Source organism: Pectobacterium punjabense (genome assembly GCF_012427845.1).
Classification (GTDB): Bacteria; Pseudomonadota; Gammaproteobacteria; order Enterobacterales; family Enterobacteriaceae; genus Pectobacterium; species Pectobacterium punjabense.
In genome coordinates this window covers 2845902-2869354 of sequence record NZ_CP038498.1, presented here as the reverse complement: position 1 = coordinate 2869354, position 23453 = coordinate 2845902, and the positions used below count along the sequence as shown (strand labels likewise).

Sequence of the window (23453 nt, the reverse complement as noted above, 5' to 3'; positions counted from 1 at the left end):
CAAGCTTTAGATTACTCTGCTGCAAACCAATCATCGGCACTTTCCCACGTTTCCTGCAAGATTTCAGAGATACGATCTTTGTCATCTTTGCCTGCGCCCATCACTGTCAGGCTATTAGCGGATGCATAGCGCACCTGAATGGGTGTCTCGGGATAAATTTTGTGAATCCGCTTTTCCAGTTCACACCTGAGTGCTTCGATGGCACCGGCAGGTAAAGGTGTTGTCTTTGCTAGAGTAATTTCTACGCGCATGCTGGCCTCCAAATCATAACTGTTTATTTATACAGTCATTAAGGGTGAAGAACAATATGTGCAATAAAATTTAGCCCATCGGCATAATGCTGATGGGCTGGTCGATTAACGGACTGACCAATTGAGGCTCTGTCCGGCCAGGAAGGGGATTAGCGACTCATCGCCAAGGGTGATTTCTTCTGGGAACGTGACCGTTTCACGATGAAGCTCAATCCAGCTGTCATTAACCGGCAGACCATAAAAACGTGGGCCGTTCAGGGAACAGAATGCTTCGAGTTTATCAAGCGCGTTCATTTCTTCAAATACAGTGGCGTAGGTACTCAATGCCGCCTGAGCATTGAACACGCCGGCACAGCCGCAGCTGGATTCTTTTCTGTGCTTGGCATGGGGGGCGGAATCCGTGCCGAGAAAAAGCCGGTCACAGCCGCTGGCGACGGCTTCACGCAGCGCCTGCTGGTGTGTGTTACGTTTTAGGATTGGTAAGCAATACAGGTGAGGGCGAACGCCACCAACTAGCATATGATTGCGATTAAACATTAAGTGCTGAGGGGTAATGGTTGCCGCGAGATAATCATTGCCTGCAACAACGTACTGCGCTGCTTCTTTCGTCGTGATGTGTTCAAGGACGACTTTCAGCTCAGGGAATTGTTGGCGCAACGGTTCCAGTACCGTTTCGATGAAGCGCGCTTCCCGATCGAAAATATCAATGTCGGGGTCGGTCACTTCACCGTGAATGAGCAATGGCATGCCAATTTTCTGCATTTTCTCCAGAATACCGGAGATATTGGCGACGCTGGTCACGCCATGGCTGGAGTTGGTTGTCGCGTTGGCTGGATAGAGTTTGGCAGCGGTAAATACACCTTGCTCAAAGCCGCTCACGATCTCATTAGCATCGAGTGCATCAGTCAGGTAGCACGTCATCAGCGGATGAAAGTTATCACCCTGCGGGACCGCAGCTAAAATACGCTGACGATACGCAATCGCGCTGGCTACGCTGGTAATCGGCGGTGTCAGGTTGGGCATAACAATCGCACGGCCGAAGAAACGGCTGGTATAGGGGAGAACGGTTTCCAGCATCCGATCGTCACGCAGGTGAATGTGCCAATCGTCAGGACGACGGATTTTAAGAATAGTGGGCTGTGCGGTCATGGAATTGCGCTCCGGCGGTCAGTAGAAAAACAGCATCTTTCGGTTGGTTTTGGGACTGATACGGCGGGGGATAAGGATAAGCGTAAAGCCATTTGAATGCATCCGTTTGTTGATGAATGCTTGAAATTAAGCGTCGATTGGCATCTGATAGCATAATCTTTTCATTGATAAATAAGGGATGTATATGGAAATTCGTATTGTTGCCACTATTCAGGCAAAGGCTGAGTTCATTGCTGATGTTACTGCAACGCTAAAACGCGTGGTATCGCCCAGCCGACAGGAAGCGGACAACGTGCAGTATGATCTGCATGAAGTCGTGGATAAACCCGGTTCATTTGTGTTCTTCGAGCGCTGGAAAGATCGGGATGCTCTGGCATCACATGAACAAAGTGTGCACTTTAAAAGTTTGTTGACTGAATTGAGTGGCAAAACGGACAGTGTAGATATCAAGCTATTGAATTTTTTAGGTTAAGAAAAGCTGCCCATAAAAAAATACCCGCCAATTGGCGGGTATTTGTCTATAAAAGTCAGTATTACTCGTTGACTGGCGCAGGCTTGGTTGCTGGCGCAGTTGATTGGTTAACTGCGGTATGACCGCCTGCCGAGCCTTTTCCAGAGAATGGATAGGCTGGGCGTACCCAATCACTGTGTCGAGCAGGCTCGGCGTTATATGCCGGAGCTGGAGCTTTAGTCATTGGTGCCGTTGCATGGAGCTTATAGCGAGGCTGTTCAACGATAGCCACAGCTTTTGCTACGTTCGCGGCAGATTCTTCTACAACTACCGGTGTGCTGGTAGCGATCGCAGGCTCATCCTGAACACTTTGTGGTTGGCTGACTTCCTGTACTGAAACCACCGGGGTAGAAACTGACTCTGCCACATCAGTTGTCTCAGTCGCGTCAGCGATAGCATCTGCCAGTTTTTCTTCAGCAACGACAGTTTCAACGGTCTGTGTGTCTTCAGTTGCCTGAAGCGTCACAGTATCATCAACCTCAACAGTTTTTGCTTCTTCAACCGCACTCACAGCAACCGCTGCGATGACATCATCGATAGCCGTATTCTCAGTAACTACTGGTTCGACAACGATGTTTTCATCCACAGAATTCACGTTGATATCCGCGACATTGCTGTCCTGAACAACGTCAGCAGATTGTGCGGTTGCGGTTATAACGGCGTTTTCCTGAACGATTGTTTCCGTAACGTTTGCAATGTTTTCAATCACATTGGATTCTGTTGTATCGGCTTGTACAGTCACGGCAACGTCGACAACAGCGGGCAACAATGGTGCTTCGATAGCTGCTACGTTCTCTTCCAACTGTTGATTTTCAGCCTGCTGCGGTTGTGCGACAGGATAGCTAACCCATACTTTTCCTGATGCCATTTCCGGTGATGCGGCAGCAAATTCCAACTGCATTGGCGACTGAGATGGGTAACGCTCATCACGATAACGACGGCGGCGCTGGCCGCTAACGCGCAGATGGCGAGGTGAACGACGCGAACGACGTGGCATACCGCCATTTTCGCCATTGGCACGATTTGCATCATTTTGCTCGTTATCGCTCTCGTTAGTGTCTATAGCAGCATTGTTTGGCTTAACGTAAGGCTGAGCCAGTTCGGATGCTTCAGCCACCGGTGCTGCGTTATCAGAGAGAGTATCCTGCTGCGTTTCAGACTGAACACGTACTTTCTGCGTTAACTGACGGCGCTGACGACGTGGCATAACCTGAGTCGGTTTATCCTGATCGGCTGCATTGTCATCGGAATCAGAGGTGGCTGGTTGAACTTTTTCCTCTGTCTGAGCAGGGCGGCGCTCATCCTGACGACGACGCTGACGTTCAGCACGCGGTTCACGGCGCGGATGTTCTTCCGAACCTGCTTTTTCCACATTTTCCGCAACCGTTTCATCGTTTTGTCGCTTGTTACGGCGCTGATCATCACGCTGTTCACGATTGTCACGATTGTCACGATTGTCACGATTGTCACGATTGTCACGATTGTCACGAGAGCCACGGTCACGACGGTTATTACTCTGACGGCGTGAATTACGACGTTCAGAGCGTTGACCTTCAGTAGACTTCTCTTCTTCGGCTTTCTTCTCGTCAACGCTATCCGCTACTTTTGCTGCTGGTTCTGAAGCAAAGACGCTTTTCAAAGCACCGAAGAAACGGCTGATGAGGCCAGGCTGAGCATCTTCTGCGGCTTTTGCTACAACCGGAGCTGCTTTAGCAACCGCTGGTGCAGTTTCTGCCGGCATTTCAGCCATACTGAACGTTGCTAAAGCGGGTTGCTCAGGCTGTTTACGTTCGATCGTTTGTTCATCTTGCAGTTGTTGCGTTTCCGTTTCCAAACGCTGAGGTAACAGATAACTGAGTGTCGGTTTTTCTTCGCCTTTACGGACACGAACCACAGAGTAGTGCGGTGTCTGCATACCGTCGTGTGGCACGATGATAGCGCGCACACCACCCTGACGTTTTTCAATGGCATTGACGGCATCACGCTTTTCGTTCAGCAAATAAGACGCAATCTGGACTGGAACGATAGCGTGAACTTCTTTGGTGTTTTCTTTCAGTGCTTCTTCTTCAATCAGGCGAAGAATCGACAGTGAAAGTGATTCATTGTCACGAATTGTGCCTGTGCCGCTACAGCGCGGGCAAACGTGATGGCTGGATTCACCCAGTGAAGGGCTCAGACGCTGACGTGACATTTCCAGCAGACCGAAGCGGGAAATCCGACCGATCTGAATACGCGCACGATCTTGGCGTACTGAATCACGTAGGCGGTTTTCGACTTCGCGTTGGTGGCGAACTGGTGTCATATCGATGAAGTCGATAACGATCAGGCCGCCAAGGTCACGTAGGCGAAGTTGACGGGCAATTTCGTCTGCGGCTTCAAGGTTGGTATTAAATGCCGTTTCTTCAATATCACCACCACGTGTTGCGCGGGCGGAGTTGATATCAATGGCCGTCAGCGCTTCGGTCGTATCGATAACGATAGAGCCACCGGATGGCAGGCGAACTTCACGTTGGAAAGCTGATTCAATCTGCGATTCGATTTGGTAGTGGCTGAAAAGCGGGATTTCGCCACTGTACAATTTGATTTTGCTGCTGAAATCGGGGCGGCCCAGCGCAGAAATATGTTCTTTCGCCAGATCGAGAATTTTGGGGTTGTCGATCAGAATCTCGCCAATGTCTGGGCGCAGATAATCACGAAAAGCACGGACGATCACGTTACTTTCCTGATGAATCAGGAACGGTGCCTGGCGACCTTCAGCGGCTTTTTTGATCGCGTCCCAGTGTTTCAGACGGAAAGCCAGATCCCATTGCAGTGCTTCAGCGGATTTACCCACACCAGCCGTACGAACAATGAGTCCCATGCCATCAGGTAGTTGTAACGATCCCAGCGCTTCTTTGAGCTCAGTACGATCGTCACCTTCGATTCGGCGTGAGATACCGCCTGCACGAGGGTTATTCGGCATTAAGACCAGATAACTACCCGCCAAGCTGATAAAGGTGGTCAGTGCTGCACCTTTGTTGCCACGCTCTTCTTTGTCTACCTGAACAATAACTTCCTGACCTTCACGTAACACGTCTTTAATGTTCGGACGACCATGGGAAGCATAGTTGCTGGGGAAGTATTCGCGGGCGATTTCTTTAAGAGGGAGGAAACCGTGCCTTTCAGCGCCGTAATCAACAAAAGCCGCTTCAAGACTGGGTTCGATACGAGTGATTTTACCTTTGTAGATATTTGCTTTCTTCTGTTCATGACCTGGGCTTTCAATATCCAAATCATACAGCCGTTGACCATCAACCAAGGCAACACGCAACTCTTCCTGCTGAGTTGCGTTAATTAACATTCTTTTCATCTTCAACTTACTCGTTATTTTTACTTGCATTATTGATAGAGCTGCGGACAAAAGAACCGCATGACCGGAGTGAACCGATGGCCTCGTGGCTTATCGCAGGGACGTCAACCTCCCGGTTGTCGCCTGCATAGAGACGCATGTTTCGGTAGCCTGTGTTTCCTTATGGAAAACAGCGCATTTACTGAGGGAACAGCTTCTGAATAATGTCGCCAGATCTGATTCCATTTGCCGGCCAAGCTGCAATCCGCAGCCCGCTAACTGCTTGATTTCGCATTACGTCTTACGCCATTGCTGCGTGTGTGCGTCATCAGGCAAATTTAATAATTTCGCAATTTCCCCTTGTTCTATCGGAAATCCGCGTGGGAAACGCAAAAGCATTATTCCACTGCTGATACCGTTATAGCAAGGTGACTTTGCCTGTCTGTATAAAGATAGTTCTGTTGTGATCACCAAAACGGACAGGGTTTGATGCTACAGCCCAACGCATCCGTAAGTGCAACAATATCTTCATAAGTCAGACACACAGTTAAGCACAGAAAAAGAAGTGGCGCTATCGGGTTGCTCTATTTAGAATCGCGCATCATGAAAACAGATAATCCTTCAGTACAATTTGTGACGATCTCCGCAGATGAAGCGGGGCAACGTATCGATAATTTTTTGCATACCCACTTAAAGGGTGTGCCTAAAAGCATGGTTTACCGCATCTTGCGAAAAGGTGAGGTAAGGATAAATAAGAAACGGGTCAAACCGGAGTACAAATTGCTCGATGGTGATGTCATTCGAATTCCGCCTGTGCGACAGGCAGAACGCGATGAAACGCCTGTTTCTGCCAGTCTTGGCAAAGTGGCGGCATTGGCTGAGTGCATTATTTATGAAGATGATTACCTGTTGGTGCTGAATAAGCCTTCAGGTACGGCGGTGCATGGCGGCAGTGGCTTAAGTTTCGGTGTGATTGAAGGGCTGCGTGCTTTACGCCCGGAAGCGCGTTTTCTGGAGTTAGTACACCGCCTCGATCGCGATACTTCAGGCGTTTTGCTGGTAGCCAAAAAACGTTCGGCCTTGCGTTCTCTGCATGAACAGCTGCGGCTGAAAGGGATGCAAAAGGACTATTTGGCGCTAGTCCGCGGTCAGTGGCAGTCGCATTGCAAGGTTGTTCAGGCGCCACTGCTGAAAAATATCCTGCAAAGTGGTGAACGCATCGTTCGGGTAAACAGCGAAGGCAAACCGTCAGAAACGCGCTTTAAAATTGAAGAACGTTTCGAACATGCGACGCTGGTGCGGGCGAGCCCTGTTACTGGGCGTACACATCAAATTCGTGTACACGCCCAGTATGCTGGGCATCCTATCGCGTTTGATGACCGTTACGGCGATCGCGAATTCGATGAACAACTGGCGGACACGGGTTTAAAACGTCTATTCCTGCATGCGCAGGCACTGCGTTTTGAGCACCCCAATACCGGTGAAACACTGAGAGTTGAAGCGCCGTTGGATAGCGGGCTACGGCGCTGCCTACAAGTGTTGCGTAAGACAAAAATCTAACCATTCACGCCGCTTTTATCTATCGGGATAGCTTTCTATTGGGCTATCCCGATTCGTTTTATACTACCAATGGATTCACACCTTCCTTTTGTAACATTTGTATCAGCGCGATCAAAGGTAACCCAATGAGTGTATTAGGATCTCGTCCCGACAATCGCTCAAAAAGAGCAATACCTAATCCTTCGCTTTTAAAGCTGCCCGCACAGTTCCACGGCTGCTCTTTCTCCAAATAACCATCAATTTCCGCGTTCGTTAGTGTTCGGAAATAGACGTCAAAGGGTTCTGCGAGGCTTTGTGTTGCCTGAGTCGCGCTATTGAAAAGCGCCAGGCCGGTAAAGAAAGAAACACATTTTCCGCTGGCCTGCTGTAATTGCCGTATTGCGTTAACTTTATTGTGTGGTTTCCCCGTAATGGCGTTGCCTAATACGCAAACTTGATCGGAACCGATAATCAGGTGATTAGGGTAGCGCGCGGACAGCGCTCGCGCTTTACTTTCAGCAAGACGGATCACAAGATTGGTGGCGTCTTCGCCGGGGCGAGGGGTTTCATCAATGTCTGGCGATGCGCAAATAAAAGGTAGCGCCAGCTTTTCCAATAAGGCTCGACGGTAAGGTGATGCTGAGGCGAGAACGATCTGCTGCATAATTTTTTGATAAACCGTAGCGTAATGATGAAAGGCATTTTAAACTGTGCGCCGCTCTGGAAGCGAATATTGGTGAAAGGTGGTGCATCACTGCCTTTTTCTTTGACTCTATGTCGTTACGACGTTAATATGCGCGCCCTATGCAAAAGGTAAAATTACCCTTAACCCTTGATGCGGTCCGCACTGCTCAGAAGCGTTTAGATTACGTTGGTATCTATTCGGCTGAACAAGTAGAGCGTGTTGCCGAATCAGTGGTGAGTGTGGATAGTGATGTTCAGGCCTCTTTATCTTTCAATATTGATAATCAGCGTCTGGCAGTGATTGACGGTAACGCTGACGTTACCGTCACACTGATGTGTCAACGTTGCGGAAAGCCGTTTGAACATCAAGTCCATGCGACATTCTGTTTCAGCCCGGTCGTCAATGATGAGCAGGCCGAAGCGTTACCGGAAGCGTATGAGCCGATCGGCGTTGATGAATTTGGCGAAGTCGATCTGCTGGCAATGATTGAAGATGAAATAATTCTGATGTTGCCTATCGCCCCGGTGCATGATTCTGAACACTGTGAAGTGTCCGAAGCGGACATGGTTTTTGGTCAACTGCCTGCAGAGGCGGAAAAACCGAATCCGTTTGCCGTATTAGCCAGTTTAAAGCGTAAGTAATTAAGGAGTAAGGTCCATGGCCGTACAACAAAACAAACCTAGCCGTTCCAAACGTGGTATGCGTCGTTCACATGATGCGCTGACTACCTCTTCTGTATCCGTAGATAAAGTTTCTGGCGAAACTCACCTGCGTCACCACATCACTGCGGACGGTTACTACCGCGGTCGCAAGGTTATTGCTAAGTAATTCCTGCGAATTATTTGCAAGGCAATACCTTGACACGCCTAACTCTGGCGTTAGATGCGATGGGCGGGGATTTTGGTCCCTGCGTAACAGTGCCTGCTGCATTGCAGGCACTGGCTTCTAATCCAGCTCTCAATTTGTTATTAGTCGGCGATCCTGCTGCGATTACTCCATTACTTGCCAAAGTTGATTCTGATTTACTTTCTCGCCTGGAAATTGTTCCAGCGGAGTCGGTTATTGCTAGTGATGCGAGGCCATCGCAGGCTATTCGCGCAAGCCGCGGTACTTCAATGCGCATAGCGCTTGAATTGATTAAAGACGGCAGGGCACAGGCCTGTGTGAGTGCTGGCAACACAGGTGCACTGATGGGGCTCGCTAAGCTCCTGATTAAGCCACTTGAAGGCATTGAGCGGCCCGCCTTGGTGACGGTATTACCTCACCAGCAACATGGAAAGACCGTCGTGTTGGATTTAGGGGCGAATGTTGATTGTGATAGCACAATGCTCGTTCAGTTTGCCGTAATGGGCTCAGTGATGGCAGAAGAAGTGCTGGAACTGGCGAATCCCCGGGTTGCGTTGTTGAATATCGGTGAAGAAGAAAGCAAAGGGTTAAGCACTATCCGTGAAGCAGCGGCACAGCTAAAAGAGGCACCATCAATAAACTACATCGGTTATCTGGAAGGCAACGATCTGTTGACGGGGAAAACGGATGTGATGGTCTGTGACGGCTTTGTGGGTAATGTCACATTGAAAACGGTAGAGGGTGTGGTAAGGATGTTCCTGTCGTTGCTGAAATCACCCGCTTCAGGCCCGGAGCAAAAACAAAAACGATCCTGGTGGTTGAAATGGTTAGGTCGTTTGTTACAAAAACGCTTATCAAAGCGTTTCGGCCATTTGAACCCCGATCAATATAATGGCGCATGCCTGCTAGGATTGCGGGGAACTGTAATCAAAAGCCATGGTGCAGCAAACCAGAGAGCGTTTGCGGTTGCTATTGAACAGGCAATGCAGACGGTACGGCGGCAGCTTCCTGAGCGGATTGCCGCTCGTCTAGAAGCGGTATTACCCAAGAGTGACTAAGCGTACATGTATACAAAAATAATTGGAACGGGCAGCTATCTGCCTGAAGAAATCAGGACAAACGCTGATTTAGAAAAGATGGTGGAAACGACGGACGAATGGATCGTCACACGTACTGGAATTCGTGAGCGCCGTATTGCTGCGCCGGATGAAAACGTGGCGACCATGGGATACCGCGCCGCGCAGAAAGCGCTGGAAATGGCGAATGTCGATCCTTCTGAGGTTGGCCTTTTAATCGTTGCTACAACATCATCAAGCCATGCTTTCCCTAGCTCAGCCTGTCAGGTTCAGCAATTATTAGGGATAAAGGATACGATTGCTTTCGATCTGGCCGCTGCGTGTGCAGGTTTTACCTATGCGCTGAGCGTTGCCGATCAATATGTTAAAAGTGGCGCGGTGAAATACGCACTGGTGATCGGTTCCGATACCTTATCTCGTACATTGGACCCCGAAGATCGCGGTACGTTGATTCTGTTCGGAGATGGTGCAGGGGCCGTACTGTTAACGCCGTCAGAGCAACCGGGTATTCTTTCCACCCATCTTCATGCCGATGGTCGTTATGGCGAGCTGCTGACGTTGCCGCATCAGGATCGTCACCATACAGATACGCCTGCTTACCTGACGATGGCGGGTAATGAAGTCTTTAAAGTGGCAGTGACTGAACTGGCACATATCGTTGAGGAAACGCTGCAAGCGGCTCAACTGGACAAAAGTGAACTAGACTGGCTGGTGCCTCATCAGGCTAACCTGCGAATTATCAGCGCCACGGCGAAGAAGCTGGGTATGGGGATGGACAAGGTGGTTGTGACGTTGGATCGTCATGGTAATACCTCCGCTGCTTCCGTGCCTTCAGCGCTTGATGAAGCCGTGCGCGATGGGCGTATTAAACCAGGGCACCTGGTGTTGCTTGAAGCCTTTGGCGGCGGGTTTACCTGGGGTTCCGCGCTGGTTCGTTTTTAATTAAACAGGATTGTGATATGACGCAATTTGCAATGGTGTTTCCCGGTCAGGGATCGCAGACGGTAGGGATGTTGGCTGAACTTGCGGCAGAATACCCGATCGTTACCGAAACGTTTGCTCAGGCTTCTGAAGCGTTAGGTTATGACCTGTGGCAGCTTACCCAGCAAGGGCCTGCTGAAGAGTTGAATAAAACCTGGCAAACTCAGCCTGCATTACTGACCGCTTCTGTTGCTATCTGGCGTGCCTGGCAGCAGCAGGGAGGAAAAACGCCTGCGTTGATGTCTGGCCATAGCCTCGGTGAGTATTCTGCACTGGTTTGTGCTGGTGTCTTGGATTTCCAGCAGGCTGTTCGTCTGGTTGAATTGCGTGGCAAACTGATGCAAGAAGCCGTGCCGGAAGGCACTGGGGCGATGTATGCCATTATCGGGCTTGATAACGAGGCCATTGCAAAAGCGTGTGAAGAATCCGCGCAGGGTCAGGTAGTGTCACCGGTAAACTTCAATTCACCGGGTCAGGTGGTGATTGCGGGCAATAAAGACGCCGTCGAGCGTGCGGGTGCTGCGTGTAAAGCGGCGGGGGCGAAGCGTGCGCTGCCGCTGCCTGTCAGCGTACCGTCACACTGTGCGTTGATGGAACCAGCAGCGAAGAAACTGGCTATTGCGCTAGAATCCGTGACCTTTAATTCTCCGGTCATCCCAGTTGTAAACAATGTAGATGCAAGCATCGAAACCACACCAGAAGCGATTCGTGATGCACTGGTGCGCCAACTTCATTGCCCAGTGCGCTGGACTGACTGTGTTGAATTTATGGCCTCTCAAGGGGTTGAGTCACTGTTAGAAGTCGGGCCGGGTAAAGTGTTGACTGGCTTAACCAAACGAATCGTCGATACCCTGACAGCAGTTGCGGTGAACGATCCTGCTTCTCTATCAGCGGCGATTGAGAAATAAGAACGGAGAAGACAATGAGTTTTGAGGGGAAAATTGCACTGGTTACCGGTGCAAGCCGTGGTATTGGGCGTGCCATCGCCGAGACGTTGGTTGCTCGCGGGGCAAAAGTCATTGGTACTGCAACCAGCGAAAAAGGTGCTGAAGCCATTAGTAGTTGGCTGGGTGAAAACGGTAAAGGTTATATGCTGAATGTTGCTGATGCAGCATCAGTAGAAAGCGTATTGGCAGAAATTCGCGCAGAATTCGGGGAAATTGATATTCTTATCAATAACGCCGGTATCACTCGTGATAACCTATTGATGCGTATGAAAGATGATGAATGGCACGATATTCTGGATACCAATCTCACGTCGGTATTCCGTATGTCTAAAGCAGTTATGCGTGCCATGATGAAGAAACGTTTTGGCCGTATCATTACCATCGGCTCCGTTGTGGGAACGATGGGCAATGCAGGGCAAGCTAACTACGCGGCAGCGAAGGCGGGGCTGATTGGGTTCAGCAAATCCCTCGCGCGTGAAGTCGCTTCTCGTGGTATTACGGTCAACGTGGTCGCACCTGGTTTTATCGAAACAGATATGACTCAGGCATTGACAGAAGAACAGCGAGCAGGCATTTTGGCGTCGGTTCCAGCTAACCGACTCGGTGATGCTAAAGAAATCGCCAGTGCTGTTGTATTTTTAGCCTCTGATGAAGCTGCTTACATTACTGGCGAAACATTGCATGTCAATGGCGGCATGTATATGATCTAAAAAGCTCGAAAACTATTTGCTTTATTTGCGGTGATAACCGCAAAATAGCACAAAATCGTGGTTCGACCAGCCGAGATTTTGTTGCATCTTTTCAAACATTTTATACACTACGAAAACCATCGCGAAAGCGAGTTTTGATAGGAAATTTAAGAGTATGAGCACTATCGAAGAACGCGTTAAGAAAATCATCGTTGAACAGCTTGGTGTTAAGCAGGAAGAAGTCGTAAACAATGCTTCTTTCGTTGATGACCTCGGCGCTGATTCTCTTGACACTGTTGAGCTGGTAATGGCTCTGGAAGAAGAATTTGATACTGAGATTCCAGACGAAGAAGCTGAAAAAATCACGACTGTTCAGGCAGCCATTGATTTCATTCAGGCTAACCAGCAGTAAGCGAACATATCTAGGCGGTCATTCGACCGCCTAAGTTTTTTTGTCCCGCAGTGTCTTTTTTTTCCCTCCCTGGAGGATAAGCGTGTCTAAGCGTCGAGTAGTTGTGACCGGACTGGGCATGTTATCTCCTGTCGGCAATACAGTTGAGTCTACCTGGAGTGCTCTTCTTGCCGGTCAGAGTGGTATCAGCCTGATCGACCATTTCGATACTAGTGCCTACGCAACGCGTTTTGCTGGCTTAGTAAAGGATTTTAATTCTGAGGAATTCATTTCGCGTAAAGAAGCACGCAAAATGGATGCCTTTATTCAATACGGTGTTGCTGCTGGCGTTCAGGCCATGCAGGACTCTGGTTTGGAAGTAACGGAAGAAAACGCCCCGCGTATCGGTGCGGCGATTGGTTCCGGCATCGGCGGTCTGGGTCTTATTGAAGAGAACCACACTGCGCTGGTGAACGGCGGCCCGCGTAAAATCAGTCCGTTCTTCGTACCGTCTACCATCGTTAATATGGTGGCAGGTCATCTGACTATCATGTTCGGACTGCGTGGCCCGAGTATCTCTATCGCTACGGCCTGTACGTCTGGCGTGCATAATATTGGTCAGGCAGCACGTATTATTGCCTATAATGATGCGGATGTGATGTTGGCCGGCGGCGCGGAAAAAGCCAGTACGCCATTAGGTGTTGGTGGATTCGGTGCTGCTCGTGCGTTGTCTACGCGCAATGACGATCCTCAGGCGGCAAGCCGTCCATGGGATAAAGATCGTGATGGCTTTGTGCTGGGCGACGGCGCTGGCCTCATGGTGCTTGAAGAGTATGAACACGCGAAAAAGCGCGGTGCGAAAATCTATGCAGAAGTTGTTGGATTTGGCATGAGCAGCGATGCGTATCATATGACGTCTCCGCCGGAGAACGGTTCAGGTGCCGCGCTGGCGATGGAAAACGCACTGCGTGATGCTGGTGTGTCAACGAGTCAAATCGGTTATATCAACGCGCATGGCACTTCTACGCCTGCGGGTGATAAAGCTGAGACTCAGGCCGTGAAATCCGTATTTGGTGCGGACGCCAGTCGTGTACTGGTTAGCTCGACAAAATCCATGACGGGTCACTTGCTTGGTGCAGCTGGCGCAGTAGAGTCGATATTCAGTATTCTTGCTCTACGCGATCAGGCTGTTCCACCAACGCTCAATCTGGATAACCCTGATGAAGGTTGCGATCTGGATTTTGTGCCGCATGAGGCGCGTCAGGTCAGCGATCTGGAATACGTACTCTGCAACTCTTTCGGTTTCGGCGGAACCAACGGTTCTCTGATCTTCCGTAAAGTTTGATTGCAATAGCGTCTATAAAAACCCGGTTTCCGGGTTTTTTTTTGCCTGAATAAAATCAGACACACCTGCTTGTGGGCGATGCCGCTTTACTGGCAAGCTGACGGCGATGAATGACGCGGAGCTTATTATGCTGTGGATTAATGGTCAGTTACAGGAACAACTTTCGGTACTCGATCGGGGTGCACAGTATGGTGATGGTTGTTTTACGACAGCCAGAGTCAGTGCTGGCGAGATTGTTTGGTTCGATCGACATATCGTACGGATGCAACAGGCCACGGCACGCTTGTTATTCCCGCCTGTTGACTGGGAAAGCCTGATCGCGGAAATGAAACAGGCCGCGCTGGGCCGTGCAAACGGTGTAGTGAAAGTCATGCTCACGCGTGGCGTCGGCGGGCGTGGTTACAGCACACAAGGCTGTGCGCAACCAAGCCGAATAGTCATACAGGCAGACTATCCTGTACATTATGTCGACTGGCGTGAGCAGGGGATTCGCTTGAACTTAAGCCCTGTGGCGTTGGCTAAAAACCCGCTGTTGGCGGGGATAAAGCATCTGAATCGGCTCGAACAAGTGTTGATTCGTGCGCATCTTGACCAGACCTCGGCCGATGAGACCCTCGTGCTTGACACCTCTGGTGCGCTAGTGGAATGCTGTGCCGCTAATTTATTCTGGCGTAAAGGGCATAGAGTCTATACGCCGGATTTATCACAGTCTGGCGTAGATGGCGTTGCCCGGCAGCATATTATCGCTTTGCTGGCTGGTTCTGACTTCGAGTTACAGATCGTTAGTGAACCGATTGGCGTATTGGCTGATGCGGATGAAGTGTTGGTTTGTAATGCATTAATGCCGCTAGTCCCCGTGAATCAGGCGCACGTCTGGCGTTACCACTCCCGAGAGCTTTATCAATTCCTGAGTTCTAACTGCTAGTAGATGGTTGATTTATGAAGAAAAAGAAAATTGGTTTGCTGATTATCGCTGCTGTTGTGCTGATGTTGCTGGTAGCGTGGCAGAAAATGCAGCGTTTTGCTGGTTCACCATTGGCTATCGAAAAAGAAACTATTTTCACGCTTCCGGCTGGAACGGGACGAGAAGGGCTGGAAACGCTGCTTCTCGAGCAAAAAATTATTACTGATGGTGCATTTTTTCCGTGGCTGCTGCGTATTGAACCTGAATTGGCAAAATTCAAAGCGGGTACCTATCGCTTTACTTCGGGCATGACCGTGCGCGAGATGCTGGCGCTGCTGTCCAGCGGAAAAGAAGCGCAATTTTCCATCCGTTTTGTCGAAGGCTCACGCTTGAAAGAGTGGCTGGTCACGCTGCAACAAGCACCTTATATCAAGCATTCACTGGCCGATAAAACCGAACAGGACGTTGCCACCCAGTTGGAAATCAAAGAGAAAACGAACCCGGAAGGCTGGTTTTATCCTGATACCTATTCATACACGGCCGGTACGAGCGACAGCGCCTTGTTACAGCGTGCGCATCAGCGCATGAAAAAAACGGTGGATGAGGTATGGAAAGGACGTGAAGAGGGCTTACCGTACAAGACACCAGACGAGTTGCTGACGATGGCGTCAATCATTGAAAAAGAAACCGCAATCAATGAAGAACGTACGCAGGTTGCTTCCGTGTTTATCAATCGCTTACGGCTTGGTATGCGGTTGCAAACCGATCCCACGGTGATTTATGGCATGGGGGATGACTATAAAGGTGTGATAACCCGTAAAGCATTAGATACGCCGACACCTTACAATACGTATGTCATCGCCGGCTTGCCGCCGACGCCGATCGCGATGCCGGGGAAAGCGTCATTGGATGCGGCTGCGCATCCGGCCAAAACATCGTATCTGTATTTCGTGGCGGATGGAAAAGGCGGACACAGTTTTACCACTAACCTTGCAGACCATAACCGTGCTGTAAGGGTATACCGCTCAGCGTTAAAGGAACGGGATGAACAGTAAATTTATCGTCATTGAAGGATTGGAAGGCGCAGGGAAGACTACTGCGCGCAATATCGTTGTTGACACGTTGCGGTCACACGGTGTGAAAGAGGTGGTGTTCACGCGAGAGCCTGGTGGTACGCCGCTGGCGGAGAAGCTGCGAGAACTCATTAAGCAAGGTATAGCCGATGAGAAGGTCACCGACAAAGCGGAAGTTTTAATGCTGTACGCGGCCAGAGTGCAACTGGTGGATAATGTCATCAAACCTGCGCTGGCCGATGGGAAATGGGTTATCGGCGATCGTCACGATCTCTCGTCACAGGCTTATCAGGGCGGCGGCCGTGGGATCGATCAACAACTGCTGCGCTCGCTGCGTGACACCGTGCTGGGCGATTTTCGTCCTGACCTGACGCTCTATCTTGATTTACCGCCAGCCATCGGCTTGCAGCGTGCGCGTCAACGCGGAGAATTGGATAGAATCGAGCAGGAGTCGCTGGCTTTCTTTGATCGTACCCGTTCCCGCTATCAGGAATTGGCGGCGGAGGATGACAGCATCCTGACGATCGATGCATCACAATCCATTGATGCTGTCAGTGCGGATATTCAGGCTACGTTACAGCAGTGGTTGCAGCAACAAGGATTCCAGCCTGTCGTGCAGGAACAGCACTGATGGATTGGTATCCGTGGCTGAATGCCTCTTATCGGCAGCTTATCGGTCAATATCAGGCAGGCAGAGGCCACCATGCGGTGTTGCTGCATGCCCTGCCAGGCATGGGCGATGAATCGCTTATTTATGCGCTGAGTCGCTGGCTGATCTGTCAGCGACCTGACGGCATGAAAAGTTGCGGCCAGTGCCACTCTTGTAACCTGATGACAGCGGGAACGCACCCGGACTGGCATGTGCTGAGCCCAGAGAAGGGCAAGCAGAGTCTGGGCGTCGATCCGGTGCGTGACGTCGTAGAAAATGTGTACCAACACTCCCGGCAGGGCGGAGCAAAAGTGATCTGGCTGGCTTCCGCTGAGCAACTGACTGAAGCCGCAGCGAACGCACTGCTGAAAACGTTGGAAGAACCGCCACAGAATACCTTCTTTTTATTTGGCTGCCGTGAACCAGCGCGGCTGTTGGCTACTTTGCGCAGCCGCTGTTTGTATCATTATCTGGATGTCCCAAATGAGACGCAGAGCGTGCTGTGGCTGAATGCTCGCCATCGCCATGACAGCAAGGCATTGCGCACGGCATTGAGATTGCAATCGGGCGCGCCGTTAGCCGCCGAGGCGTTATTGCAGCCAGAGCGTTGGAAACAGCGTAGCGCGCTGTGTCAGGCGTTTTCTGCTGCGCTGACTTCGCGAGATCAGCTCTCATTGATATCACAGCTAAATCATGACGATGCGGATGTTCGTATTCATTGGTTGGCTGCGCTACTGCTGGATGCCATGAAATGGCAACAGGGTGCCAACGAGCATTTGGTGAATCAGGATCAGATCGAGCTGGTCGAGCGTCTGGCGCGCGAACCGTCTGCGCATTTGCAGTATGAGCTACAACACTGGCTGGCTTGCCGACAAAAATTGCTGACTGTCACGGGGGTGAATCGTGAGCTGTTGCTGACGGAACGCCTGCTTGATGGTGAACGCACGCTTGCCTCGTCGGTTAAGCGTGGCAGCCATCCCTTTTCTGTTTAATTAATATCGAGTAAATATCATGTTGTTAGTGGATTCCCACTGTCATCTTGACGGTCTGGATTATCAGTCATTGCATAAAGACGTCTCTGACGTGCTAGATAAAGCGAAGCGCCGTGATGTCGGTTTCCTTCTGGCGGTGGCGACGACGCTGCCTGGCTATCGTGCGATGGTAGAGTTAATTGGCGAGCGCGATAACGTAGCCTTTTCCTGCGGCGTTCATCCGCTGAACCAGGAAGCCCCCTATAATTATGCCGAACTGCGTGAGTTAGCCAGCGCCAGCCGCGTGGTTGCAATGGGGGAAACGGGGCTGGATTATTTCTACCAGCAGGAGACGAAAGCCCAGCAGCAGGAATCGTTTCGCGAACACATTCGTATTGGCAATGACCTGAACAAGCCTGTCATCGTGCATACACGCGCTGCCCGTGAAGATACGCTAGCAATTCTGCGTGAAGAACACGCTGAGAAGTGCAGCGGCGTTCTGCACTGTTTTACGGAAGATTTGGTCACGGCAAAAGCCTTGCTCGATATGGGGTTCTACATCTCGTTTTCTGGGATCGTGACATTTCGTAACGCCGAGGAATTGCGTGACGTCGCGCGTTATGTACCGCTGGATCGGATGCTGATTGAGACAGATTCCCCTTGGTTAGCGCCTGTCCCGTTCAGAGGTCAGGAAAACCAGCCTGCGTATGTGCGTGATGTAGCAGAATACCTTGCCGTAGTGAAAGGTATATCGCTGGAAACCCTTGCCGCTGCCACGACAGAAAACTTCTCCCGCCTGTTTCACATCGATCTGACTCGGTTGACCGCTGCGCAATAGTGGCTGAGAATAGCCGAGTTTTTTTTATCCGTGTAATTAATAGCGCTTCGTAATCCCCTTGATCAGGTTTTTCCTCTTCAGGGGGACGTGTTTTTTAGCGATATATCACAAAAAAGTGCAATATCTGTTCGTTCTCAGCCTGTTGGCTTGTGGAAACGTGATAGCAATCAAACATTGTGAATGCTATTTATTTTACTCTGCGTAAAAATTAAAGGGGGCTAAGACACCCCAACTCGCAAAGGCATCCTCCCCGTCTTTGCTTATATGAAGTATCAGAAGTAAAAGCACTATTACTCAGGAGCACACTCAATTATGTTCAAGAATGCATTCGCAAACCTGCAAAAAGTAGGTAAGTCGCTAATGCTGCCCGTATCCGTACTTCCTATCGCAGGTATTCTGCTGGGTGTCGGTTCGGCCAATTTTAGCTGGTTGCCTGCAATTGTCTCCAGCGTCATGGCACAGGCCGGTGATTCGGTATTTGCTAACATGCCGCTGATTTTTGCTATTGGTGTTGCCCTGGGCTTCACCAATAACGACGGTGTTTCCGCACTGGCGGCGGTGGTGGCTTATGGCATCATGGTGAAAACCATGGCTGCGATTGCGCCGCTGGTTCTTAATCTACCGGCTGCCGAGATTACTGCGAAGCATCTGGCGGATACCGGTGTTCTAGGCGGGATCATTGCCGGTGCGATTGCCGCGTATATGTTTAATCGCTTCTACCGTATTCAACTGCCTGAGTATTTGGGCTTTTTTGCCGGTAAACGTTTTGTACCGATTATTTCGGGTCTGACGGCAATCATTATCGGTACGGTGTTGTCTTTCATATGGCCACCGGTTGGTAGCGCTATTCAGGTATTCTCTCACTGGGCAGCGAATGAAAACCCGATGCTGGCATTTGGTATCTACGGGGTTGTTGAACGTTCTCTGGTGCCGTTTGGTCTGCACCATATCTGGAACGTACCTTTCCAGATGCAAGTTGGCGAGTTCACCAATGCTGCTGGTCAGGTTTTCCACGGTGATATCCCGCGCTACATTGCTGGTGACCCGACTGCGGGTAAATTGTCTGGCGGCTTCCTGTTTAAAATGTACGGTCTGCCAGCCGCGGCTATTGCTATCTGGCATTCGGCTAAGCCAGAAAACCGCGCGAAAGTGGGCGGTATCATGATCTCTGCGGCACTGACCTCATTCCTGACGGGTATCACTGAGCCAATTGAGTTCTCCTTCATGTTTGTTGCGCCGATCCTGTATGTGATTCATGCGATTCTGGCGGGTCTGGCGTTCCCAATCTGTATCCTGTTGGGTATGCGTGATGGTACCAGCTTCTCTCACGGTCTGATTGACTTCGTGGTACTGAGCGGCAACGGTAGCAACCTGTGGCTGTTCCCGATTGTGGGTCTGTGCTATGCGTTGATTTACTACACCATCTTCCGCGTGCTGATTGCCAAACTGAACCTGAAAACGCCTGGCCGTGAAGACAGCTCATCTGAGCAAACTTCGCAGGACAGCACTGAAATGGCTGCCGCTCTGGTTAGCGCATTTGGTGGTAAAGAAAACATCACTAACCTGGATGCGTGCATCACCCGTCTGCGCGTTAGCGTAGGCGATGTGGCTAAAGTTGATCAGGCTGGCCTGAAAAAACTGGGCGCAGCAGGTGTGGTTGTAGCAGGTTCCGGCGTTCAGGCAATTTTCGGTACCAAATCCGATAACCTGAAAACCGATATGGACGACTACATCCGTAACCACTGATGAGTCGTTGGGGAGTTGCAGAAAGGGGCGAAAGCCCCTTTTTTATGGTCAGGATTGAGCCGCTTTCAAGAAAATGTGCGCTGAACAGCAAGGTGATAATCTGCTTCTGTAACGTGCGTGATCCTGCCGCATAAATTGTTTACTGGTGCTACTGCCACCACGCCACATCATTCCTCTCCCTGAGATTGCTGTGCATAGACCACCAAGCGCAGATGCCGATCCTCATCAATGGTCAGCGATGTGTGCTCGAAGGCTTCAGCTTTGTCGGCGATCATCAGTTGACGCACTCCATTGCACGGAGCATGCACGTCATGCTGACGCCACCACGTTTTGAAATCGGGCGATACCTGTTCCAGTTCATCCACTAACTCATGAATATCGGCTTCCTGCGTTGCGCGAGCAAAATCACGGCGGAAACTCGACAGCATTTGCGGGGCTTGTTCCTCCCAGCCGACAAATCGCTCATGCAGCAACGGGTCGGTAAACAAGAGCCAGAGCAGGTTACGTCTCTCGGAAGGATGAGCGTTGAAGCCGAAAAGCTGGTTTGCCGGTTCATTAAAAGCCAAAACGTCCCAGCGCAGGTTGAGTATATAGGCTGAATGCGGAGCCAGATCGTGCATCAGGCGCCGTACCAGTGGTGGCACCACGCACCATGTCTTACCTGGCTCGACAGCTGGCCTCTCATGTGCCAGCAGGTATAGATGACGGCGTTCGGCTGCATCAAGTCTGAGCACCCGTGCCAGATTATCCAGAAAGGCTGCGGACACACCGATATCGCGTCCCTGTTCAAGCCAGGTGTACCAGGTCAGACCGACCCCGGCGAGCGCAGCGACTTCCTCACGCCGCAGTCCAGGCGTGCGCCGTCTTCCACCGCTAGGCAAGCCTACATCAACGGGTGACACCCGTTCGCGGCGTGCACGCAAAAAAGCAGCCAGATCGTGGCGAGTTCTTTCCAATGTTCTCATTGTTTACCGCATTGCTTTTAGTAATAGCATAAGTGGTTAAATTGTAATTGTTTAAAAAGGATTTGAGAATGATGGCGTGCTCACTCTTGATACATAAAGTTGCGATACATAAGGATAGATAAAATGAACTCAACTTGTCGTGCTTCGGCTTTAGCGACGACGACAGCCAATAGTCCGCCATGGCTTGGCCTGTCTGTGCTGCTCATGGCGGGCTTTGTCACGATCTTCGATCTGTTCGTGGTCAATGTTGCCATCCCCAGCATGCAGGCCGATTTGGGGGCAAGCTTTGCACAGATCGGTTTCATCGTCGCGGGTTACGAACTGGCTTTTGGTGTGCTGCTGATTACGGGCGGTCGACTAGGAGATGTGTTTGGGCGGCGTCGCCTGTTTGTTGTGGGGATGGTCGGATTTACGATCGCTTCTGCACTGTGTGGCTTAGCACCTGACGCGGGGTTTCTGATTGGTGCACGCCTTTTGCAAGGGCTTACGGCCGCGTTACTGTTTCCACAGGTTTATGCCTCTATTCGCGTTAACTTTAACGGCCACGATAGCCGCCGTGCCTTTGGACTACTGGGGATGACGTTAGGATTGGCTGCTATCGCGGGCCAGGTACTGGGGGGATGGCTGGTGCATGCTAACCTGTTCGGCCTAGGCTGGCGCAGCATCTTTCTTATCAATATTCCCATCGGTTTGCTGGCTATCGTAACCGCAAGATTTATCCCCGAATCCCGCACGCCACAGCGCCCTTCACTGGATTGGACCGGGGTGGCGCTGGTTAGCATCGGGCTTACATTGTTACTGGTACCGCTGATTGAAGGTCCGGGACAAGGGTGGCCGACATGGTGTCTATGGATGCTGGTTGCCGCGGTTGCCCTGCTGGGAATTTTTTACCGTCAACAGGAACGACGGCGAATGGCGGGGCATCTTCCGCTGGTTGATATGCGTCTGCTCGCACAGCGCCGTTTCCTGCTGGGAGTGTTGCTGGTGCTGCTGGTGTATTCCACATCCAGCTCCTTTTTCCTGTGTTTTGCCTTGCTGGTGCAAATGGGGCTGGGGCTTGATCCCTTTCTCGCGGGTAGTATTTTCGCGCCTTGTAGCGTGGGTTTTGTCTTGGCATCGCTGGCTGCGCCGCGCCTGATTGCCCGCTGGGGTACACTTGCCATCATAGCGGGGGCATTAGTTTATGCCGTTGCCATTGGACTGTTGGTTACGCAGGTGCAGTTAGCGGGGGCGGATCTGGTAGCTACACGACTGATCCCTGTATTGATTGTCGTTGGCGCAGGCCAAGGTTTCATTATGACGCCGTTGTTGAATCTGGTACTAGGGTTGGTCGATGGGCCTCAGGCCGGTATGGCATCGGGCGTGATCTCAACGGTTCAGCAGGTTGGGGCGGCGTTGGGTGTGGCTGTGGTTGGCATCCTGTTTGGCTCTGCGCTGGCTACAGGCGATGGTGCCGTTGCACAAGCGGGTCAATATGTGTCGGCCTTTGTCGTGGGAATGCTCTATAACGTAGGCGCGGCTTTGCTGGTGTGCATCCTGTTGCTGATGTTGGTGAGAACGCAGCGGCCGTTTAACTGAAAAAGGAAAGCGGGCGGCGGACATTCGTCGACTAGTGGCAAATTCTTGCCGCAGCGGTGATGGCGTGGCTATTTCTGGTATAAAGCGGGTTTTTCCTGAGTGTCGTATTTTGACCACCTGCGCCAGAAATAGATAAAGAAGGTTGAAAGAAATGGAATATGTCACTCATACTGCCTACATGATGTCGTTCAACGCCAGCTTTAACAAGGAAATCAATCATGGCTGAAGAAACCATTTTTAGTAAAATCATTCGCCGGGAAATTCCTGCCGATATTGTGTATCAGGATGAACTGGTCACCGCCTTCCGTGATATCGCGCCTCGTACGCCAACGCATATTCTGATCATCCCGAATGTATTAATCCCAACCGTTAACGATACGGCGCCAGAGCATGAAGCGGCGCTTGGGCGGATGATCACGGTTGCGGGTAAAATTGCGCAACAGGAAGGCATTGCAGAAGACGGCTATCGCCTGATCGTTAACTGCAACCGGCACGGCGGACAAGAGGTATATCACATCCATATGCATTTGGTTGGCGGTCGTGCATTAGGGCCTTTGCTGGCGGATTAGGTTAGACAATCAGGTGAGAAAACCATCATGCGAGTAAACCATGCGTAACCCGATGCTTTTTCTGTCTGCGTGTTTGATGGTGGGAATGCTGGCGGGCTGTAGTGCGCCAAAGGTGCTGACCATCAATGAGCGGCAAACGCTGGTGTTGGATGCGCCTGTGCTGTCAGCGGGTATTACGGCGGGGAATCCGTCGCTGGATTCAGAAAATGGCCGGCTGCGTGCTTCTTCCACCGTCAGCAATGATGCTTCACACGCGGTGACCGTGCATTACCGCTTCTATTGGTATGATGAGAACGGGCTGGACGTGCTGCCTTTTGAAGCGGTGCAGTCTATTGAAATCCCGCCACAGACGGAAATGACGGTTTTTTCAACGCGCAGCAGTCCCAATGCGCGTCAGGTTCGTCTTCATCTGTTTTTGTAAT

24 protein-coding genes are annotated in these 23453 nt (G+C 50.9%); 19 read left to right on the top strand and 5 right to left on the bottom strand.

Translation table 11 applies throughout. The annotated features are described in order from the left end of the window. Positions 1–11: 11 nt before the first annotated feature. On the bottom strand, positions 12–251 hold the full coding sequence (gene dinI, locus E2566_RS12945) for a DNA damage-inducible protein I (RefSeq protein WP_107167713.1): 240 nt from the start codon (positions 249–251) through the stop codon (positions 12–14). Between the two features lie 105 nt (positions 252–356). Next, on the bottom strand, positions 357–1400 hold the full coding sequence (gene pyrC / locus E2566_RS12940) for a dihydroorotase (protein WP_107167712.1): 1044 nt from the start codon (positions 1398–1400) through the stop codon (positions 357–359). A 184-nt stretch (positions 1401–1584) separates the two neighbouring features. On the opposite strand from pyrC, the gene E2566_RS12935 reads away from it, so the two are divergent. Continuing rightward, a complete protein-coding gene (locus E2566_RS12935; protein ID WP_107167711.1) occupies positions 1585–1872 on the top strand; it encodes a putative quinol monooxygenase in 288 nt (95 codons plus the stop codon). A gap of 61 nt (positions 1873–1933) precedes the next feature. On the opposite strand, the gene rne is transcribed toward E2566_RS12935, so the two are convergent. Next, a complete protein-coding gene (rne, locus tag E2566_RS12930; RefSeq protein ID WP_107167710.1) occupies positions 1934–5260 on the bottom strand; it encodes a ribonuclease E in 3327 nt (1108 codons plus the stop codon). A 582-nt stretch (positions 5261–5842) separates the two neighbouring features. On the opposite strand from rne, the gene rluC reads away from it, so the two are divergent. Continuing rightward, positions 5843–6799: a 23S rRNA pseudouridine(955/2504/2580) synthase RluC gene (gene rluC / locus E2566_RS12925; protein ID WP_107167708.1), complete on the top strand. Its 957-nt coding sequence runs from the start codon at positions 5843–5845 to the stop codon at positions 6797–6799. Between the two features lie 58 nt (positions 6800–6857). On the opposite strand, the gene E2566_RS12920 is transcribed toward rluC, so the two are convergent. Then, positions 6858–7442 carry a Maf family protein gene (locus E2566_RS12920; RefSeq protein WP_107167707.1) on the bottom strand — a complete coding sequence of 195 codons (585 nt, stop codon included), beginning with the start codon at positions 7440–7442 and terminating at the stop codon, positions 6858–6860. A 140-nt stretch (positions 7443–7582) separates the two neighbouring features. Between E2566_RS12920 and yceD the strand changes: the two genes are divergently transcribed. The 14 genes from yceD to ptsG all read left to right on the top strand — a co-directional run bounded on the left by yceD (position 7583) and on the right by ptsG (position 19919). After that, positions 7583–8104, top strand: a complete 522-nt coding sequence (gene yceD, locus E2566_RS12915; RefSeq protein WP_005970520.1) for a 23S rRNA accumulation protein YceD — start codon at positions 7583–7585, stop codon at positions 8102–8104. 16 nt (positions 8105–8120) lie between these two features. Further along, positions 8121–8291 (top strand): 50S ribosomal protein L32, encoded by a 171-nt coding sequence (rpmF, locus tag E2566_RS12910; RefSeq protein WP_011093369.1) that lies wholly within the window; start codon positions 8121–8123, stop codon positions 8289–8291. Between the two features lie 29 nt (positions 8292–8320). Then, entirely contained in the window at positions 8321–9367 is a 1047-nt protein-coding gene (gene plsX / locus E2566_RS12905) for a phosphate acyltransferase PlsX (protein ID WP_107167706.1), read from the top strand. Positions 9368–9373: 6 nt separating this feature from the next. Then, positions 9374–10327 (top strand): beta-ketoacyl-ACP synthase III, encoded by a 954-nt coding sequence (locus E2566_RS12900; RefSeq protein WP_107167705.1) that lies wholly within the window; start codon positions 9374–9376, stop codon positions 10325–10327. Between the two features lie 17 nt (positions 10328–10344). After that, a complete protein-coding gene (fabD, locus tag E2566_RS12895; RefSeq protein ID WP_107167704.1) occupies positions 10345–11274 on the top strand; it encodes an ACP S-malonyltransferase in 930 nt (309 codons plus the stop codon). A gap of 14 nt (positions 11275–11288) precedes the next feature. Next, positions 11289–12023, top strand: a complete 735-nt coding sequence (gene fabG / locus E2566_RS12890; RefSeq protein WP_107167703.1) for a 3-oxoacyl-ACP reductase FabG — start codon at positions 11289–11291, stop codon at positions 12021–12023. Positions 12024–12177: 154 nt separating this feature from the next. After that, positions 12178–12414 carry an acyl carrier protein gene (gene acpP, locus E2566_RS12885; RefSeq protein WP_005970506.1) on the top strand — a complete coding sequence of 79 codons (237 nt, stop codon included), beginning with the start codon at positions 12178–12180 and terminating at the stop codon, positions 12412–12414. 82 nt (positions 12415–12496) lie between these two features. Beyond that, a complete protein-coding gene (gene fabF, locus E2566_RS12880; RefSeq protein ID WP_107167702.1) occupies positions 12497–13738 on the top strand; it encodes a beta-ketoacyl-ACP synthase II in 1242 nt (413 codons plus the stop codon). Between the two features lie 127 nt (positions 13739–13865). Next, entirely contained in the window at positions 13866–14663 is a 798-nt protein-coding gene (gene pabC, locus E2566_RS12875; protein WP_107167701.1) for an aminodeoxychorismate lyase, read from the top strand. Between the two features lie 14 nt (positions 14664–14677). Further along, positions 14678–15697, top strand: coding sequence for an endolytic transglycosylase MltG (gene mltG, locus E2566_RS12870; RefSeq protein ID WP_107167700.1), 1020 nt, complete (start codon positions 14678–14680; stop codon positions 15695–15697). Next, entirely contained in the window at positions 15687–16346 is a 660-nt protein-coding gene (gene tmk, locus E2566_RS12865; protein ID WP_107167699.1) for a dTMP kinase, read from the top strand. Before mltG ends, tmk begins: the two co-directional genes overlap by 11 nt. After that, entirely contained in the window at positions 16346–17356 is a 1011-nt protein-coding gene (gene holB, locus E2566_RS12860) for a DNA polymerase III subunit delta' (protein WP_107167698.1), read from the top strand. Before tmk ends, holB begins: the two co-directional genes overlap by 1 nt. A 19-nt stretch (positions 17357–17375) precedes the next feature. After that, positions 17376–18173 carry a metal-dependent hydrolase gene (locus E2566_RS12855; RefSeq protein WP_107167697.1) on the top strand — a complete coding sequence of 266 codons (798 nt, stop codon included), beginning with the start codon at positions 17376–17378 and terminating at the stop codon, positions 18171–18173. Positions 18174–18485: 312 nt separating this feature from the next. Then, on the top strand, positions 18486–19919 hold the full coding sequence (gene ptsG / locus E2566_RS12850) for a PTS glucose transporter subunit IIBC (RefSeq protein WP_107167696.1): 1434 nt from the start codon (positions 18486–18488) through the stop codon (positions 19917–19919). 167 nt (positions 19920–20086) lie between these two features. On the opposite strand, the gene E2566_RS12845 is transcribed toward ptsG, so the two are convergent. After that, entirely contained in the window at positions 20087–20884 is a 798-nt protein-coding gene (locus E2566_RS12845) for a helix-turn-helix transcriptional regulator (protein WP_107167695.1), read from the bottom strand. 123 nt (positions 20885–21007) lie between these two features. On the opposite strand from E2566_RS12845, the gene E2566_RS12840 reads away from it, so the two are divergent. The 3 genes from E2566_RS12840 to E2566_RS12830 all read left to right on the top strand — a co-directional run bounded on the left by E2566_RS12840 (position 21008) and on the right by E2566_RS12830 (position 23452). Continuing rightward, on the top strand, positions 21008–22462 hold the full coding sequence (locus E2566_RS12840; RefSeq protein ID WP_107167694.1) for an MFS transporter: 1455 nt from the start codon (positions 21008–21010) through the stop codon (positions 22460–22462). Positions 22463–22680: 218 nt separating this feature from the next. After that, positions 22681–23031, top strand: a complete 351-nt coding sequence (gene hinT, locus E2566_RS12835; protein ID WP_107167693.1) for a purine nucleoside phosphoramidase — start codon at positions 22681–22683, stop codon at positions 23029–23031. A gap of 40 nt (positions 23032–23071) precedes the next feature. Continuing rightward, entirely contained in the window at positions 23072–23452 is a 381-nt protein-coding gene (locus tag E2566_RS12830) for a YcfL family putative periplasmic lipoprotein (RefSeq protein WP_107167692.1), read from the top strand. Position 23453 lies beyond the last annotated feature (1 nt).